Source organism: Microbacterium sp. Root553 (genome assembly GCF_001426995.1).
Classification (GTDB): domain Bacteria; phylum Actinomycetota; class Actinomycetes; order Actinomycetales; family Microbacteriaceae; genus Microbacterium.
Genome location: NZ_LMFY01000001.1, coordinates 1452314 through 1467704, shown reverse-complemented (window position 1 = coordinate 1467704; position 15391 = coordinate 1452314). Strand labels below are relative to the sequence as shown.

The 15391-nt window shown below is 69.6% G+C and carries 15 protein-coding genes; 8 read left to right on the top strand and 7 right to left on the bottom strand.

The features are described from left to right. Positions 1–65: 65 nt before the first annotated feature. From ASD43_RS06815 to ASD43_RS06800, 4 genes are read left to right on the top strand one after another with little or no spacing between them, the layout of a single operon-like run. Complete coding sequence (locus tag ASD43_RS06815; protein ID WP_056415206.1) at positions 66–1301, top strand: aminotransferase class V-fold PLP-dependent enzyme; 1236 nt, start codon at positions 66–68, stop codon at positions 1299–1301. 52 nt (positions 1302–1353) lie between these two features. After that, the gene (locus ASD43_RS06810; protein ID WP_082539298.1) at positions 1354–2667 is read left to right on the top strand and encodes an ABC transporter substrate-binding protein; all 1314 of its coding nucleotides are present in this window, start codon (positions 1354–1356) and stop codon (positions 2665–2667) included. A 3-nt stretch (positions 2668–2670) separates the two neighbouring features. Continuing rightward, positions 2671–3621 carry a carbohydrate ABC transporter permease gene (locus ASD43_RS06805; RefSeq protein WP_045253334.1) on the top strand — a complete coding sequence of 317 codons (951 nt, stop codon included), beginning with the start codon at positions 2671–2673 and terminating at the stop codon, positions 3619–3621. Further along, positions 3618–4529, top strand: coding sequence for a carbohydrate ABC transporter permease (locus tag ASD43_RS06800; protein WP_200946574.1), 912 nt, complete (start codon positions 3618–3620; stop codon positions 4527–4529). The genes ASD43_RS06805 and ASD43_RS06800 overlap by 4 nt, the downstream gene beginning before the upstream one ends. A 92-nt stretch (positions 4530–4621) precedes the next feature. Here the strand turns inward: ASD43_RS06800 and ASD43_RS06795 are convergent, their stop codons facing one another. The 3 genes from ASD43_RS06795 to ASD43_RS06785 form a co-directional block, all read right to left on the bottom strand. Then, positions 4622–5635 (bottom strand): aldo/keto reductase family protein, encoded by a 1014-nt coding sequence (locus ASD43_RS06795; RefSeq protein ID WP_056415203.1) that lies wholly within the window; start codon positions 5633–5635, stop codon positions 4622–4624. 80 nt (positions 5636–5715) lie between these two features. Then, positions 5716–7347 carry a DUF4407 domain-containing protein gene (locus ASD43_RS06790; RefSeq protein ID WP_056415200.1) on the bottom strand — a complete coding sequence of 544 codons (1632 nt, stop codon included), beginning with the start codon at positions 7345–7347 and terminating at the stop codon, positions 5716–5718. A gap of 144 nt (positions 7348–7491) precedes the next feature. After that, positions 7492–8061 carry a TetR/AcrR family transcriptional regulator gene (locus tag ASD43_RS06785; RefSeq protein WP_056415196.1) on the bottom strand — a complete coding sequence of 190 codons (570 nt, stop codon included), beginning with the start codon at positions 8059–8061 and terminating at the stop codon, positions 7492–7494. Between the two features lie 66 nt (positions 8062–8127). Between ASD43_RS06785 and ASD43_RS06780 the strand changes: the two genes are divergently transcribed. Next, complete coding sequence (locus ASD43_RS06780; protein WP_056415193.1) at positions 8128–8766, top strand: NAD(P)H-dependent oxidoreductase; 639 nt, start codon at positions 8128–8130, stop codon at positions 8764–8766. Here ASD43_RS06780 and rlmN read toward each other — a convergent pair. Continuing rightward, positions 8715–10019: a 23S rRNA (adenine(2503)-C(2))-methyltransferase RlmN gene (gene rlmN, locus ASD43_RS06775; RefSeq protein WP_188042288.1), complete on the bottom strand. Its 1305-nt coding sequence runs from the start codon at positions 10017–10019 to the stop codon at positions 8715–8717. The two genes, ASD43_RS06780 and rlmN, sit on opposite strands and share 52 nt — an antisense overlap. Before the next feature lie 70 nt (positions 10020–10089). On the opposite strand from rlmN, the gene ASD43_RS17520 reads away from it, so the two are divergent. After that, positions 10090–10665, top strand: a complete 576-nt coding sequence (locus ASD43_RS17520) for a ribosomal protein L7/L12 (protein WP_056415187.1) — start codon at positions 10090–10092, stop codon at positions 10663–10665. A 22-nt stretch (positions 10666–10687) separates the two neighbouring features. Continuing rightward, the gene (locus ASD43_RS06765) at positions 10688–11437 is read left to right on the top strand and encodes a sulfite exporter TauE/SafE family protein (RefSeq protein ID WP_056415185.1); all 750 of its coding nucleotides are present in this window, start codon (positions 10688–10690) and stop codon (positions 11435–11437) included. A gap of 36 nt (positions 11438–11473) precedes the next feature. Here the strand turns inward: ASD43_RS06765 and ASD43_RS06760 are convergent, their stop codons facing one another. Next, entirely contained in the window at positions 11474–12304 is an 831-nt protein-coding gene (locus ASD43_RS06760; RefSeq protein WP_056415183.1) for an SDR family oxidoreductase, read from the bottom strand. 56 nt (positions 12305–12360) lie between these two features. Further along, complete coding sequence (locus ASD43_RS06755; protein ID WP_056415179.1) at positions 12361–13122, bottom strand: SDR family NAD(P)-dependent oxidoreductase; 762 nt, start codon at positions 13120–13122, stop codon at positions 12361–12363. A 182-nt stretch (positions 13123–13304) separates the two neighbouring features. Between ASD43_RS06755 and ASD43_RS06750 the strand changes: the two genes are divergently transcribed. After that, entirely contained in the window at positions 13305–14030 is a 726-nt protein-coding gene (locus ASD43_RS06750) for an aminoglycoside 3'-phosphotransferase (RefSeq protein ID WP_056415176.1), read from the top strand. 3 nt (positions 14031–14033) lie between these two features. Here ASD43_RS06750 and ASD43_RS06745 read toward each other — a convergent pair whose 3' ends face one another. Beyond that, positions 14034–15335: a hemolysin family protein gene (locus tag ASD43_RS06745; RefSeq protein ID WP_056415172.1), complete on the bottom strand. Its 1302-nt coding sequence runs from the start codon at positions 15333–15335 to the stop codon at positions 14034–14036. Positions 15336–15391: the final 56 nt, after the last annotated feature.

Below are 15391 nucleotides of genomic sequence, written 5' to 3'. Positions count from 1 at the left end.
GGTCATTTCGGAACCTCTGTGGCAAAGTTGTGCAACAACTCCCCCCGATGCACCGACGAGGACCGATGCCCGCACCAGTTTTCCCCGCACCGCTCACGCTGAACTCCGGCCTGCGAGCCCGTGACGCGTGGCCCCTCGACCCCGACGTCATCCACCTCAACCACGGCTCGTTCGGCGCCGTGCCCACCGCGGTCGTCGCGCAGCAGGATGCTCTGCGTCGCCGCGCCGACCTCAGCCCGGTCGAGTGGTTTCCGCGCATCGCCGAGCGGGTGCAGGCCGCCCGCGAGCGCACCGCGCCCTTCGTGGGCGCCCGCGCCGAGGACAGCGCCTTCGTGCCCAACGCCTCCGCGGCCGCCACCGTCGTCTACAACGCCCTGCAGCTGAGCGCGGGCGACGAGATCCTCGTCACCGACCAGGGCTACGGCGCGATCACGATGGGCGCGCAGCGCCTGGCCCGCCGCTTCGGAGCATCCGTGCGCGCGGTCGAGCTGCCGCTGCTCGCCTCCGACGATGAGGTCGTGCAGCGTTTCGCCGACGCACTGACCCCGAGCACCCGCCTGATCGTCATCGACCAGATCACCTCGCCCACCGCCCGCATGCTTCCCACCCGCCGCATCGCCGACCTGGTCGCCGAGCGCGGCATCCGCACACTGGTCGACGGAGCGCACGCCCCCGGCCTCGTCGCCGACGCGGCGGCCGTCGCAGGGGGCGACTGGTGGTTCGGCAACCTGCACAAGTGGCCCTGCGCACCGCGCGGTTCGGCTCTGCTCGTCACCACCGCGCCCGACCGCGACGACCTTTGGCCGCTGATCGACTCCTGGGCCGCGAACGAGCCGTATCCCGAGCGCTTCGACACTCAGGGCACGATCGACGCCACGACCTATCTCGCGACTCCCGCCTCGATCGACTTCATCGAGACCGAGTTCGGCTGGGCGAACACACGGCGGGTGATGGCGCAGATGGCGGATGCCGGCGCCGAGATCATCGCCGAGGGCCTGCGACCCTACGGCGACGACGACCCGCTCACCCCGCTGCCCTCTCCCGTGCCGTCGATGCGCCTCGTGCGCCTGCCCCTCGGACTCGGCTCCACCCGCGAAGAGGCCGACGCGCTGCGGATGGACCTGCTCGACGCGACCGGCGTCGAGACGGCGTTCACGAGCTTCCGCGGCATCGGCTACTTCCGCCTGTCTGCGCACCTGTACAGCGAGGCGTCGGACTTCGAGGCCTTCGTCGAACGCTGCATCCCGCAGATCCTGCGCCGCGCCGGCATCCGCACCGCCGACGCGATCGTCGTCTCCTGACCCGCTCCATCCCTCACCCGACACACCACAACCACCAATCGAGAGGCACCTCGTGAAGAAGAACAGAATCTTGACGGCCGCCGGATTCGGCACCGTCGCCGTGCTCGCGCTCACCGGCTGTTCCGGCGGCAGCGGCGGCGAATCCGCCGACGGCACCGTCACCCTGCAGATGGTCGAGAGCCTGACCAACCCCGCCCGCACCGACCTGATCCGCGGCCTGCTCGACGAGTTCGAGGCGGACAACCCGAAGATCAAGGTCAACCTCGTCTCGCCGCCCACCGAGCAGGCCGACCAGAAGATCCAGCAGATGCTGCAGTCCGGCAAGGGCGTCGACGTGCTCGAGGTCCGCGACATCACCGTCGGCCCGTTCGCGAACAACGGCTGGCTGCACGACATCTCGGGCGACCTCGAGAAGTGGGACGGCTGGGACGCGCTGACCGACAACGCGCAGGCGGCGTCCGTCGCGGCCGACGGCAAGAGCTACTTCGTGCCGTACGGCTTCTACGGCCTTTCGCTCTTCTACCGCACCGACCTGGTGAAGGACGCCGGCTTCGACGGCCCGCCGCACAGCTGGAAGGATCTGCTCGAGCAGGCCAGCGCCATCCAGGACCCGTCGAACAACATCTACGGCTACGCGTTCCGCGGCGGAGCGAACGCCAACAGCAACGTGGTCGCGGCGATCGAGGCCTACACGATCGACGACCTCGACGTCGACGACGCCTTCCTGCTGGAAGACGGGTCGACGATCTTCGCCGCCCCCGAGGCGCAGGATGCTGTCGACGACTACTTCGCGCTGTTCGAGAAGGCGTCGCCGCCGTCCGCCGTCTCGTGGGGCTACCCCGAGATGGTCGCCGGTTTCACCAACGGCACCACCGCGTTCCTGCTGCAGGACCCCGAGGTCATCGCGACCGTGCAGGACTCGTCGCTGACCGAGGACCAGTGGGACACCGCACCGCTCCTCGTCGGCCCCTCGGGCAAGGCCGCGCAGCCGCTCGCCGTCGCCGGATGGGGTGTCGCCGAGAAGAGCGAGCACCAGGATGCCGCGGTCAAGCTCGTCGAGTTCCTCTCGTCGACCGAGCCCGCCACCGAGTTCGCGCAGGCCAACAGCCTCGTGCCGATCATCTCGGAGGCGGCCGATGACGAGTTCTACTCGACCGGACCGTGGACCAGCTACGTCACCATGACCGAGGACCCCGACACCTACGTCAACGTGCGCCAGCCGCGCGGTGTCAGCTGGTGGACCGAGTGGATCCAGAAGTCCGATCAGGACGTGCAGAACGTGCTGCTGGGCAACATGTCCACCAGCGAGCTGCTCGAATCGTGGGACACGTTCTGGACCGAGAAGTACGCAGCGGAAAAGGGCTGATCCGTGACCCGGACCGCACTCGAAGGGGGCTCCGTCGGCACCGCCGGCGGGGCCTCCCCGGCATCCCGCCGGCGCCGCCCCTTCCGTGGCCGCCACGCGCTGACGCTGCTGGCCTTCATGGCCCCGGCGATCGTGTTCGTGTGCTGGTTCACCTACTGGCCGATGCTGCAGGGCGCACGCATGGCCTTCCACGACTGGAACCTGTGGGATCTCACCTCCACCCCCTGGGTGGGCTTCGACAACTTCGTCACCGTCTTCCAGGACCCGGCCTTCCCCATCGTCGCGTGGAACTCGGTGCTGTGGGTCGTCGGGTCGCTCGTGCCGCAGCTCGTGATCGGGTTCCTGATCGCACTCGCACTGCGCAAGCGCTTCCGCTTCCGCGGTCTCTACCAGGCGCTCGTGTTCTTCCCGTGGGCGGTGTCGGGCTTCCTGATCGGCATGCTGTTCCGCTGGATGTTCAACGCCGAGTTCGGTGTCGTGAACGACCTGCTGATGAAGGCGGGACTCATCGAGGCGCCGCTTCCGTGGCTCGCGGATCCGAAGCTGGCGATGTTCGCGGTGATCGCGGCCAACGTCTGGTACGGCGTGACGTTCTTCGCGATCATGATCCTCGCGGCCCTGCAGTCCGTGCCCGATGAGATGCTCGAGGCGGCGAGCCTCGACGGCGCGGGCAAGGCCCGACAGCTGTTCTCGATCATCATCCCGTACATCTCGATGACGCTGCTGCTCACGATCCTGCTGCGCATCATCTGGATCTTCAACTTCCCCGACATCATCTACGCGATGACGAACGGCGGGCCGGCGAACCAGACGCACATCATCACGACGTGGATGATCAACTACACCCAGCAGGGCAACTACGGCATCGCGAGCGCCATCGGACTCATCGTCGTCGCGTTCCTGTTCGTGTTCTGCGCGTTCTACCTGATGGCGATGCGGAGGGTCCAGCGATGACCATCACCGGTACCACGGTCACCGAGACCCGGCGTCTCACCGTCCCCGATCTCGCGAAGGCCCCGCGGCCGAAGCCGAAGCGGCGGATCACCCCCGGCGGCGTGGTCCGCGTGGTGGGGCTCGGCCTCTGGCTCGTGATCACACTGTTCCCGCTCTACTGGATCGCGCTGACCTCGATCAAGTCCCCGGGCACCATCAACCGGTTCCCGATCGAGTACTGGCCCAGCGAGCCGTCGTTCGACAACTACGTCACGCTCTTCCAGCAGAGCGCGTTCGCGACGTTCCTGGGCAACTCGGCGCTCGTCGCGATCATCGCGGGGGCCGTGGCCACGCTGATCGCCCTGCTGAGCGCCTACGTGATCGCGCGTTTCGAGTTCCGCGGCAAGGGCACGGTTCTCGTGGCGTTCCTGCTCACGCAGATGATCCCCGCCTTCATCGCGCTCGGACCGCTCTACTCGATGATGACCGACCTCGGCCTCGTCGACACGAAGCCCGGCCTGATCCTCGTCTACATCGCGATCTGCATCCCGTTCTCCACCGTGATGCTGCGCGGCTTCTTCGAGAACGTCCCCGACGCGCTCGAAGAGGCGGCGATGATCGACGGATGCTCGCGCTTCGGCGCGCTGTTCCGGGTGCTGGTGCCGGTCATGACCCCCGGCATCATCGCCGCGTTCATCTTCAACTTCGTCAACTGCTGGAACGAGCTGTTCCTGTCGGTCGTGCTGATGAACACGGACGCGAACCGCACGGTGCCCTCGGCGCTGAACGGCTTCATCTCGACGTTCAACATCGACTGGGGCTCCATGTCGGCCGCCGCCGTGCTGACGATCCTGCCGACCATGGCGATGTTCGCGCTCGCGAGCCGCTGGATCGTGCAGGGCCTGACCGCCGGCGCGGTGAAGGAGTAACCCGCGCGACACGACGAAGGCCGCCGCCCCGAGGGGCGACGGCCTTCGTCGTGTGCGCTCTCAGACCACGCGGGCCTCAGAGCAGACCGGTCTCAGACCAGGCGCGTCTTGGGCGAGGTCGAGTAGGTGTGCTCGGGGTCGCTGGTGACCGCGTCGCCGAGCGCCGTGTCGATCGCGGCGAGCGTGTCGGCGTCGAGCGTCACGCCCGAGGCCTTGACGGTCTGGGCGAGCTGCTCTGGGCGCGATGCCCCCACGAGCGCGGCGGCGACGTTGGGATTCTGCAGCACCCAGGCGATCGCGAGCTGCGGCATCGACAGACCCGCTTCGTCGGCGATCGGCTTCAGGCGCTGCACGGCGGTGAGGATTTCGTCCTGCAGGAAGCTCTTGATGAAGTCGGCGCCGCTGTTCGTGTCGGTCGCACGCGAGCCGTCGGGAACCGGCTGGCCGGGCAGGTACTTGCCGCTGAGCACGCCCTGCGCCATCGGCGACCAGACGATCTGCGAGATGCCGAGCTCCTCGGAGGCCGGCACGACCTTGCCCTCGATCACGCGCCAGAGCATGGAGTACTGGGGCTGGTTCGAGATGAGCTGGATGCCGAGCTGCGTCGCGAGAGCGTGCCCCTCGCGGAGCTGCTCCGCCGTCCACTCGGAGACGCCGATGTAGAGGGCCTTGCCCTGACGGACGACGTCGGCGAACGCCTGGAAGGTCTCCTCCAGCGGCGTCTCGTAGTCGAAGCGGTGCGCCTGGTACAGATCGACGTAGTCGGTGCCGAGGCGCTCGAGCGAGCCGTCGATCGAGCGCAGGATGTGCTTGCGGCTCAGACCGGTGTCGTTGGGTCCCTTCGGACCGGTCGGGAAGTAGACCTTCGTGAAGATCTCGAGACCGTCGCGGCGCTGGCCCTCGAGAGCCTTGCCGAGCACGACCTCGGCCGCCGTGTTGGCGTACGTGTCTGCGGTGTCGAACGTGGTGATGCCGGCCTCGAGGGCCGCGTGCACCGTCTTCACGGCGGCGTCGTCGCCGACCTGCGAGGCGTGCGTGACCCAGTTGCCGTAGGTGATCTCAGAGACCTTGAGACCGCTGTTGCCGAGATAGCGATAGTTGACCATGGGACAACGCTACCCGCCGTCGCAGACATCGGGCCCGGATCTCCGTGACCGGTCTCAGAGCTGCGCCCTTCCCCCGCGTCTCAGACGCGGGGCTCGACCAGCTGCTCCTGCTCGGCGAGCGTCTGGGCCTGCGCGCGCTTCTCGGAGAGCTCGCGCTCCCGCGCCTCGGCGCGCGCGTCGACGGCCTGCGTCGCCTCCCTGCGCTCGGCGCGGGTCTGCGGCTCGCCGGTCGCGGCATCCGCCGTCATGCCCTGCGACTGCTCGGTCACGATCGCCGCCCGGTCGCGGAAGCCCTCGGCGGTGACCCGGTCGAGCGCGACCTGCTTGCGGATCGCGGCCGCCTTCTCGTAGAGCGAGGGGTCGCCGTACGACGTGAGCACCTTCACCAGCACCGGAAGCAGCTCGATCATGAAGAACAGCGCGGCGATCAGGATGTGCGCCCAGAGGATCGTGGGCTCCTTCTCGCTCAGCCTGTTGAGCCCGCTGATCTGACTGAGCAGCCCGATCGCGCCGGCGTTGCCGGAGGCGACCGACTCGGCACGCGCGTTGTAGGCGGCGAGCGCGGTGTCGTAGCTGTCACGGGCGGCGGGCAGCTGCGACTGCGCCTCCTCGCGGTTCTGCGTCTCCGACGTGCTGGTGTTCTCCTTGGCCGCGGTGCCGGCCGCGGCCAGCTCCTCGTTCGCGGTGCGCAGCTGCGCGGCGAGCGCGTCGTAGGTCTGCTGCGCCTCGGCGAGCTGCGCCTGCGCGGCATCCGAGCTCGCACCTTCGCCGTTGACGCCGGTGCAGCCGGGGACCGTGCCCGCGCCTTCGCCGGTGAGCTCGCACTGGTACAGCACCCGCGCCTGGTCGATGACGCCCTGCTGGGCGGTCATCTTGGCGGTGAGGTCGTCGACCGTGCCCTGCGCGGCCGATTCGCTCGCGGACGCCGAGTCGGTGCCGGCGACGATCCCCGTCGCCGCCTGGTTCTCGAGCGCGGCGACGCGGTCGGAGGCGGCATCGAGCGCCTTGCGCTCGGGCCCGGTCTCCAGTGCGTCCTGATCGGACTGCGCCTGGGTGATGTTGGTCGAGGCGACCTCGCGGGCGATGTCGTTGTGGAAGATCTGCAGCACCAGCGGCTCGGCCACGACGAAACCGATGATCGCCGCCATGACCACACGCGGGATCGCGAGGCCGATGAGGCGCCACACGTTCCTCGTCGAGGTCATGGTCGAGGTCAGGAAGCGGTCGAGGTTGAAGATGATCAGCGCCCACACGATCGCCAGCGGGGCGGCGAGCCAGATCGCGGCCTGCACGCCGGTGGTCAGCGCGAACAGCATCGAGATGGCCGAGACCAGCGCGGTCCCGGCGAGCACGAAGAACATCTGCACGAAGCGCGGGGTCTCGCCGGGCACACGATCGAGGATCTCGCCGTCGGCTCCGCCGAGGATCGCCAGCTGACGAAGGCGGGATCCGGGCACGCGGGGAGTGCGCTCGCGCGGCTGGCGGCGTGGCTTCGGCTCACGCACCGGACGAGCGGATGCCGTGGCGTCCTGCTCCTGCATAGTCTCGGACGCGGGGGTCGGGTCGGCCTGCCGCGGCTCCTGCAGATCGGCGCCGGTCGGCTCGTACTCGCGCAGGAAGTCGAGGTCGTCCGTGTCAGCGTTCGGGTCGCTGTCGAGGATGATCCGACCCTGGGAATCGAACCGTCCGGGACGGTGAGCAGAATAGGGCATTCCGATAATCTACGAAACGCCGCCTGTGGAAAGCGTGGACGAAGCCTGTGTTTCCGCCTCTGCGGGGCTGTTCCACCGGCCCGGGGAGGGCGCGCGGCCGGCGCGGGGAGGGCGCGCGGCCCGAGCGGGGAGGGCGCGCGGAGGTCAGCGGGAGAGCATGCGAGCGAGCGCCTCGGCACTCGCGGCGAGCGCATCGTCGAGGGAGAAGTGCCCGGCGGCGCACAGGGTCCCGAGGCCGTGCACGAGTCCCCAGACGGCGGTGACGCCGCTCTCGCTCTCGAGGCCCGCGGCGGCGGACGCGGTCGACAGCAGCTCTTCGAGCTCGGCGATCAGCGGCGCCATGGTCTCGCTCGGCTCACCGGGGATGCACACGGTCGGGTCGTAGATCACGTCGAAGCCGTGCGGGTGCTCGACGGCGAAGCGGATGTAGGCGGCCCCGCCCTCGACCGCGGCGGAGGCCGGGTCGGAGGCGCCCTCGATCGACGTGCGCACCGCCGTGACCAGATCGGCCATGCTCCGCTCGGCCAGCACCTTGAGCAGACCTCGGCGGTCGGAGAAGTGGTGGTAGGGCGCGTTGTGGCTCACGCCCGCCGCGCGCGCGACCTCGCGCAGGCTGATCTCCTGCGCCGGCCTGTCGACGAGCAGCTGCATCGCCGCCGCTTCGAGCGCGTGGGCGAGGTCGCCGTGGTGATAGCCGGATCGAGAACTTGACACAAGCAACATTGTTGCTTATCTTGACAGTGTCCACCACTGCTTGACACTGTCAACATAGGAGTCCGCATGTCTTCCGCACTGATCATCGACGGCCACCCGGATGCCCGGTCCCTCACCGCAGAACTCGCGCGGCGGTACGCCGCGGCCCACGGCGACGCCCGCATCCTCGCCCTGCGCGATCTCGACTTCGACCCGTCGCTGCGCTTCGGCTACCGCGAGCGCATGCCGCTCGAACCCGACCTGATCGACGCCAAGCGCGCACTGGCCGAGGCGCGGACGGTCGTGGTCTTCACGCCGCTCTGGTGGGGATCGGTGCCCGCGCTGCTCAAGGGATTCTTCGATCGGGCACTCCTGCCGCAGCAGGAGTACCGCTACTCGAGGCTCGGGATGCCCGAGGGACTGCTGACCGCCGCGAACGGTCGGCTGTTCCTGCTGGCGGACACTCCGTGGTTCCTCACGCCGTTCACCGGACTGCCGGCGCAGACGCACGTCGCCCGAGGAACGCTGCGGTTCTGCGGCATCCGCTCCGTTCGGACCACCCGGATGCTCGGGGTCAAGGACGCGAGCCCCGCACGCATCGAGTCATGGCTGTCGCGCGCCGAGCACCTCGGTCGCCGGGACGGCCTCCGCGATCGGAGCCGAGCCGCTGGGCCTCAGGCCATCGCGGCGGAGGTGGCCTCGTCTTCGGTCGTCGCGACGAGCTGACCGCATGCGCCGTCGATCTCCTTGCCGCGGGTGTCGCGCAGGGTGGTCGGGATGCCTGCGTCGTTCAGTCGGCGCACGAATTCGTCCGTGACGTCCTTGTCCGAAGAGGTCCAGATCGATCCGGGCGTCGGGTTCAGCGGGATCGGGTTGACGTGCACCCAGCCGCGACCACGCTCATTGAGCTTGTCGGCGAGCAGGTCCGCACGCCAGGCATGGTCGTTCATGTCCTTGATCAGCGCGTACTCGATCGAGACACGACGGCCGGTCTTGGCGTAGTAGTCGTAAGCGGCATCCAGCGCCTCGTCGACCTTCCAGCGGGAGTTCACCGGAATGAGCTCGTCGCGCAGATGATCGTCGGGCGCGTGCAGCGAGAGGGCGAAGGTCACCGGGATGCCCTCGTCGGCGAGCTTCTTGATCGCGGGCACGAGACCCACCGTCGAGACCGTGATGCCGCGTGCGCTCATGCCGAGGCCGTCGGGCTGCGGTGCGACCATCGAACGCACCGCGTCCATCACCCGCTTGTAGTTGGCGAGCGGCTCCCCCATGCCCATGAAGACGATGTTCGACACGCGCTCCGGCGTCTGCCCCGGTCCCTGAGCCTGACGAAGGGTCTTGCCGCCGAGACCGCCCTCGGCGATCAGACGGTTGGCGCGGACGATCTGCTCGATGATCTCGGCGGTCGACATGTTGCGGGTCAGACCCGCCTGCCCCGTGGCGCAGAACGGGCAGTTCATGCCGCATCCCGCCTGCGAGGACACGCACAGCGTGATCCGGCCGGGGTACCGCATGAGCACCGACTCGACGAGCGCGCCGTCGTGCAGACGCCAGAGGAACTTGATCGTGTCTCCGCGGTCGGTCTCGAGGCGGCGCACCTCGGTGAGCAGCGGCGGCAGCATGCCTGCGACGAGCTGCTCGCGGGTGTCGGCCGGAAGATCGGTCATCGCCGCCGCATCCGACGTGTAGTGGCGGAAGTAGTGGGTCGAGAGCTGCTTCGCGCGGAAGCCGGGCAGGCCGAGCTCCTTGACCTTCTCGATGCGCTCGGCAGGGGTCAGATCGGCGAGGTGCACCGGCGGCTTGCCGCGCTTGGGACTCGCGAACTGCAGCAGCGGCCGCCCCTCGGCGTCCTTCAGCTGGGTCCAGCCCTCGGTCGCCGGACGCACCTGGGCGGGTCCGGTGGAGCGGACAGCCCCCGAACGGGACGACGCGGGAGCCGTGGCGGGGCGCGTCTCGGGCGTGCGGGGAGTCTCGGTCATACCTCCAGGGTACGCGGTGGCGGGTGGGAAGGCCCTGGGGCGCGGGGGCGTCGCTGCCTAGACTGAGCGGATGGACATCATCCTGATCGTCGGCGGCACCATCGTCCTCCTCGGATTGGGGGCCCTGGTGCTCGGCCTGGCACTCCGCGCCATGCGCCCGAAGCTGCCAGAGGCGCAGGTCTACACGCCGCAGCAGACGACCGCGCAGCCGACCGCCTCCCGCTTCGCCTCGCCGGCGACGGCCACGTCGTCGCAGATGGCCCCGTCTCATCTCACGCCGACGGTGACCGCCGAGATCGACCGGCTCATCGCCGCCGACAAGCGCATCCACGCGATCAAGGTCTTCCGGGAGCACACCGGAGTCTCCCTGAAGGAGGCGAAGGACCGGATCGACCACTGGTCGATCAGCACCACGGCCCCGCACCTCGCCGCGACGTCGAACATCACGGCGACCGCATCGTCGATCACCCCGACGCCCTCGTCCGTCCGCGGCGCGCTGCCCCCGTCGATCGCCGCGGAGGTCGACCACCTCGTGGCGTCCGATCAGAAGATCCGAGCGATCAAGGTGGTGCGCGAGCAGACGGGGTTCGGCCTGAAGGACGCGAAGGACATCGTCGAGTCCTGGCCGCAGCAGCACCGCTCATGACCGCACGTCCCCTCGCGCGACGGTGATCGGACTCGAGCCCCTCGCCTGGGCGGCACTCGGCGTCGCGGCCCTCACGATCGGCGTCTCGAAGACCGCGCTGCCTGGCGGCAGCATCCTGGCGATCGCTTTGTTCGCGACCGTCCTGCCCGCACGCACCTCGACCGCGGCGATGCTCCTGCTGCTGATCGTGGGCGACGTCTTCGCCCTGATCACCTATCGGCGGCATGCGCACTGGCCCACCCTGCTGCGCCTGGCCCCGGCCGTGGTCGCCGGACTCCTGGCCGGGTTCGCATTCCTGGCCCTCGCGGGCGATGGGATCGTGCGGCGCGCGATCGGAGTGATCCTGCTCGCGATGATCGCCGTCACCCTGTGGCGGCGATGGCGGCAGCACAGAGCGGATGCGGTCGCACCGGCCCCGGGCGGCATCCTGCTCTCCGGCGTCTACGGCACGCTCGGTGGTTTCACGACGATGGTCGCGAACGCGGGCGGGCCCGTCCTGTCGATGTACTTTCTGGCGACGCGCACGCCGGTGCAGGTGTTCCTGGGCACCTCGGCCTGGTTCTTCGCCATCATCAACCTCGTCAAGATCCCGTTCCTCGCGGGACTGGGACTCTTCGACGGGCACGTGCTCCTCATGGACGCCGTACTCGCACCGCTCGTCGTGATCGGCGCCCTCGGCGGCATCCGCCTGGCGAAGCGCATGGACCAGGTGCTGTTCGACCGCATCGTGATCGCGCTGACGATCGCCGGCGCCGTCTACCTGCTCTTCTGACCCGCCCGCCCTCGCCCGGGACGTGCCGGCGGAGCGTCAGTCGAGGAAGATGTCGGGGAACAGCTGCGCGTCCGGGGTGCCGGCCACCGCGGCATAGCCCGAGAAGTCGGTGACGCCGTCGGCCTCGAGCACGTCCTCGACGATCAGCGTCTGCCCGGTGTACTCGGCGGCGGGCTTGCACAGCACGGCGTATGCCGCGTCCGCATAGATGTCGGGGGTGCGGCTCGCGGCCATCACCCGGTCGCCGCCGAGCAGGTTCTGCACCGCCGCCGTCGCGATCGTGGTGCGCGGCCACAGGGTGTTCGCGGCGATCCCGTCGCGGGCGAACTCCGCGGCGAGCCCGAGAGTGACCATCGTCATCCCGAACTTCGCGAGCGTGTATCCGGTGTGCGCTCCGAGCCACTTCGGGCTGGGGTTCAGGGGCGGTGACAGCGACAGGATGTGCGGGTTCTCGGCATCCTTGAGGATCGGGATCGCCGCGCGCGACAGCATGAACGTGCCGCGCACGTTGACGTCCTGCATCAGGTCGTACTTCTTGGCGCCGAGGTCGAGCGAGCGCGAGAGGTCGATGACGCTGGCGTTGTTGATGACGATGTCGATGCCGCCGAACTCGCCCTGCGTCTTCAGCACGGCCTCGGTGATGTCGTCATCGTCGCGCACATCGCCGACGATGGGCAGCGCGCGTCCGCCCGCCGCACGGATCTGCTCGGCAGCGCTGTGCACGGTGCCCTCGAGCTTGGGATGCGGGGTGTCGGTCTTCGCGAGCATCGCGATGTTGGCGCCGTCGGCCGCGGCGCGCAGCGCGATCGCGAGGCCGATGCCACGGCTGCCGCCGGACATGAGGATGGTCTTTCCTGCGAGGGACATGCGGTCTCCTTGGAGCGTGGGCGGCGGTGCGAGGGTCGCGGTCTGGGGGTCGCGGTCTACTTCGGTGCCATGCGGATGGCGCCGTCGAGCCGGATGGTCTCGCCGTTGAGATAGCCGTTCTCGGCGATCTGCTGCACGAGGGCGGCGTACTCGTCGGGACGCCCGAGTCGCGAGGGGAACGGCACCTGCTGGCCGAGCGAATCCTGGGCGGCCTGCGGCAGCCCCATCAGCATCGGGGTCTCCATGATGCCGGGCGCGATCGTGCAGACGCGGATGCCGTGGCGGGCGAGCTCACGGGCGACCGGCAGGGTCATGGCATGCACGCCGCCCTTGGAGGCGGAGTAGGCGGGCTGCCCGATCTGTCCGTCGAACGCCGCCACGCTCGCCGTGTTCACGATCACGCCTCGGTCGCCGTCGTCGGTCGGGTCGTTCTTCGCCATGACGGCCGCGGCCTGCGACAGCACGTTGAAGGTGCCGACCAGGTTGATGCGCACGACGCGCTCGAAGTCGGCGAGCGCGGCGGGGTTGCCCTCGCGGTCCAGCACCTTGGCGGGCGGCGCGATGCCGGCGCAGTTCACGACGATGCGCAGCGGGGCGGCGGCCTGTGCCGCGGCGGCGGCTGCGGCCGCGTCGTCCGCGTTCGTCACGTCGCCGGAGACGAACACCCCGCCGAGCTCGGCGGCGATGTCGGCGCCGTGCGACGACGGCAGGTCGAGGACGGTGACGACGGCGCCGGCGGCGGCGAGCCTGCGCGCGGTGGCGAGGCCCAGACCGGACGCACCGCCGGTGATGAGAGCGCTCGAGCCCTGGATCTGCATGCGGTTCTCCTTCGAAACGTGTGCGACTCAGTGTCAGCTTAGCTGATTCGGAGTGTCAGACTGAGCCTCGGTCCGCGCGGGGCGGCCCGTCGACCACGAGCCTACGCCGCGGGAGGCGGACGGAAGGGCCGCACGAGAGAATGGTCGTGCAGCCGCCACCGACCGGAAGGAGGACCCGCACCGTGAGCATCCCGAGCCAGGCCGTCGAGATCCCGGCCGTCGTGCGGACCCTCGCCGGCGAGGCCGCACTGGCCCCCGTCTGGGTGAACGGCATCGGAGGCGTGACCTTCCGCACCGACGACGGGAGCTACATCAAGTGGGGTCCGCACGATGCCGAGGCGAACATGCGCGACGAGGCCGCGCGCATGCGCTGGGCTCGCCGATGGATCACGGTGCCCGAGGTCCTCGATCAGGGCCAGGACGCCACCCACGAGTGGCTGGTCACCGCGGCGCTGCCCGGCGTCAGCGCCGTCGACCCCCGCTGGGCCGACGAGCCCGCGACGGCGGTGCGCGCGGTCGGGAGGGCGCTGCGGAGCCTGCACGACGCCCTGCCCGTCGAGCACTGCCCCTGGAACTGGAGCCCGCAGTGGCGGATCTCGAACGCCCTCGACCGCGGCGTCGCCGTGCCGGACGACCTGCGCACGCCGCCGAGCATCGACCTGCTGGTGGTGTGTCACGGCGATGCGTGCATGCCCAACACCCTGCTCGACGACGACGGTCGGCCGCTCGCGCACGTCGACCTCGCAGCCCTCGGGGTCGCCGATCGCTGGGCGGACCTCGCCGCGGCCTCGATGAGCACGGAGTGGAACTTCGGCCCGGGGTGGGCCGATGCGCTCATCGAGGCCTACGGCGTCGCCCCCGATCGGGAGCGGCTGGAGTACTACCGGAGGCTGTGGAACGAGACCTGAGCGTCAGTTCCCGCCGGCGGGTTCGACCGGAGCATCCGCTCCCTCGTGGAGCGCGACGCGGATCTCCGAGATCCGTCGACGATCCACGGCCGTGACGCGGATCGTCGCACCGGGCACCTCGACCGCGTCGCCCACCACCGCGAGGCGTCCGAGCATCTCGGTGACGAACCCGGCGACCGTGTCCGATGCCCCGCGGGGCAGAGCGATCCCGGTGATCTCGGCGAAGTCCTGCAGATTCAGGCGGCCGTCGAGGGCGCCGCCGGCGGCCGGCATCCGCTCTTCGGTGTCGTACTCGTCGAAGATCTCGCCGACGACCTCTTCGACGAGGTCTTCGAGGGTCACGATGCCGTCGGTTCCGCCATACTCGTCGACGACGACCGCGATGTGGTGCGACGACGCCCGCAGGCGGGTCAGCGTCGGCAGCACCCCGGCCGTCGACGGGACGTACTCGACCGGGCGCATGAGGTCGACCACGGGTCGCTCCGCATCGGCCGCCGCGGCCTCGAACAGGTCGCGCACGTGCACGAAGCCGACGATGTCGTCGAGCGAGGCGTCGATCACCGGGTACCGCGAGAACGGCAGCTCCCGCACCTGGGCGATCGCCTCGGCCAGGGGCGCGGCGCCGTCGAGCGCGACGACCTCGGGCCGCGGCCGCATGACCTCGCTCACCTGGCGTCCCCGCAGGGACAGCACGTCGTCGAGGATCCGTCGCTCCTCGTCGGGCAGGCTCTGGTGCGTCGCGACGATGTCGCGCAGCTCTTCGTCGCTGAGTTCGTCCGCCGCCTTGTTCGGGTCGCCGCCCAGCAGGCGCACGACCGCGTTCGTCGACACCGAGAGCAGCCAGATGACGGGTCGCATGATCGTGGCGAAGCCGTCGAGCACCGGTGCGACCGCGTAGGCGAACTGCGCGTTGCGCTGGATGGCGAGGCGCTTGGGCACGAGCTCGCCCAGCACGAGAGACAGGTACGCGATCACGAGGGTGAGCAGCACTGTCGCGAGCGTCAGCGCCAGCGGTGCCGCGACGCCGAGATTCTCGAGCAGCGGCGCGACCGACGGGGCGATCGAGGTCGCACCGTACGCCGCAGAGGCGAACCCGGCGACGGTCACGCCGATCTGCACCGCCGAGAGGAAGGTGTTCGGGTTCCTCGCCAGGCCCGCGACCTTCTCGCCGCGCTTGCCGCGAGCGGCGATCGCGTTGAGCTGGCTCTCGCGCAGGGTGACGAGTGCCATCTCCGTCGCGGCGAACACTCCGCCGACGAGGACGAACACGAACACCAGGGCGATGTTGACCGCGAGATCGCCCATCAGCGGGTCACCTCGAGCGGTGCGGGGGTGCCCGAGGTCACTCGGGCACCGGGTCT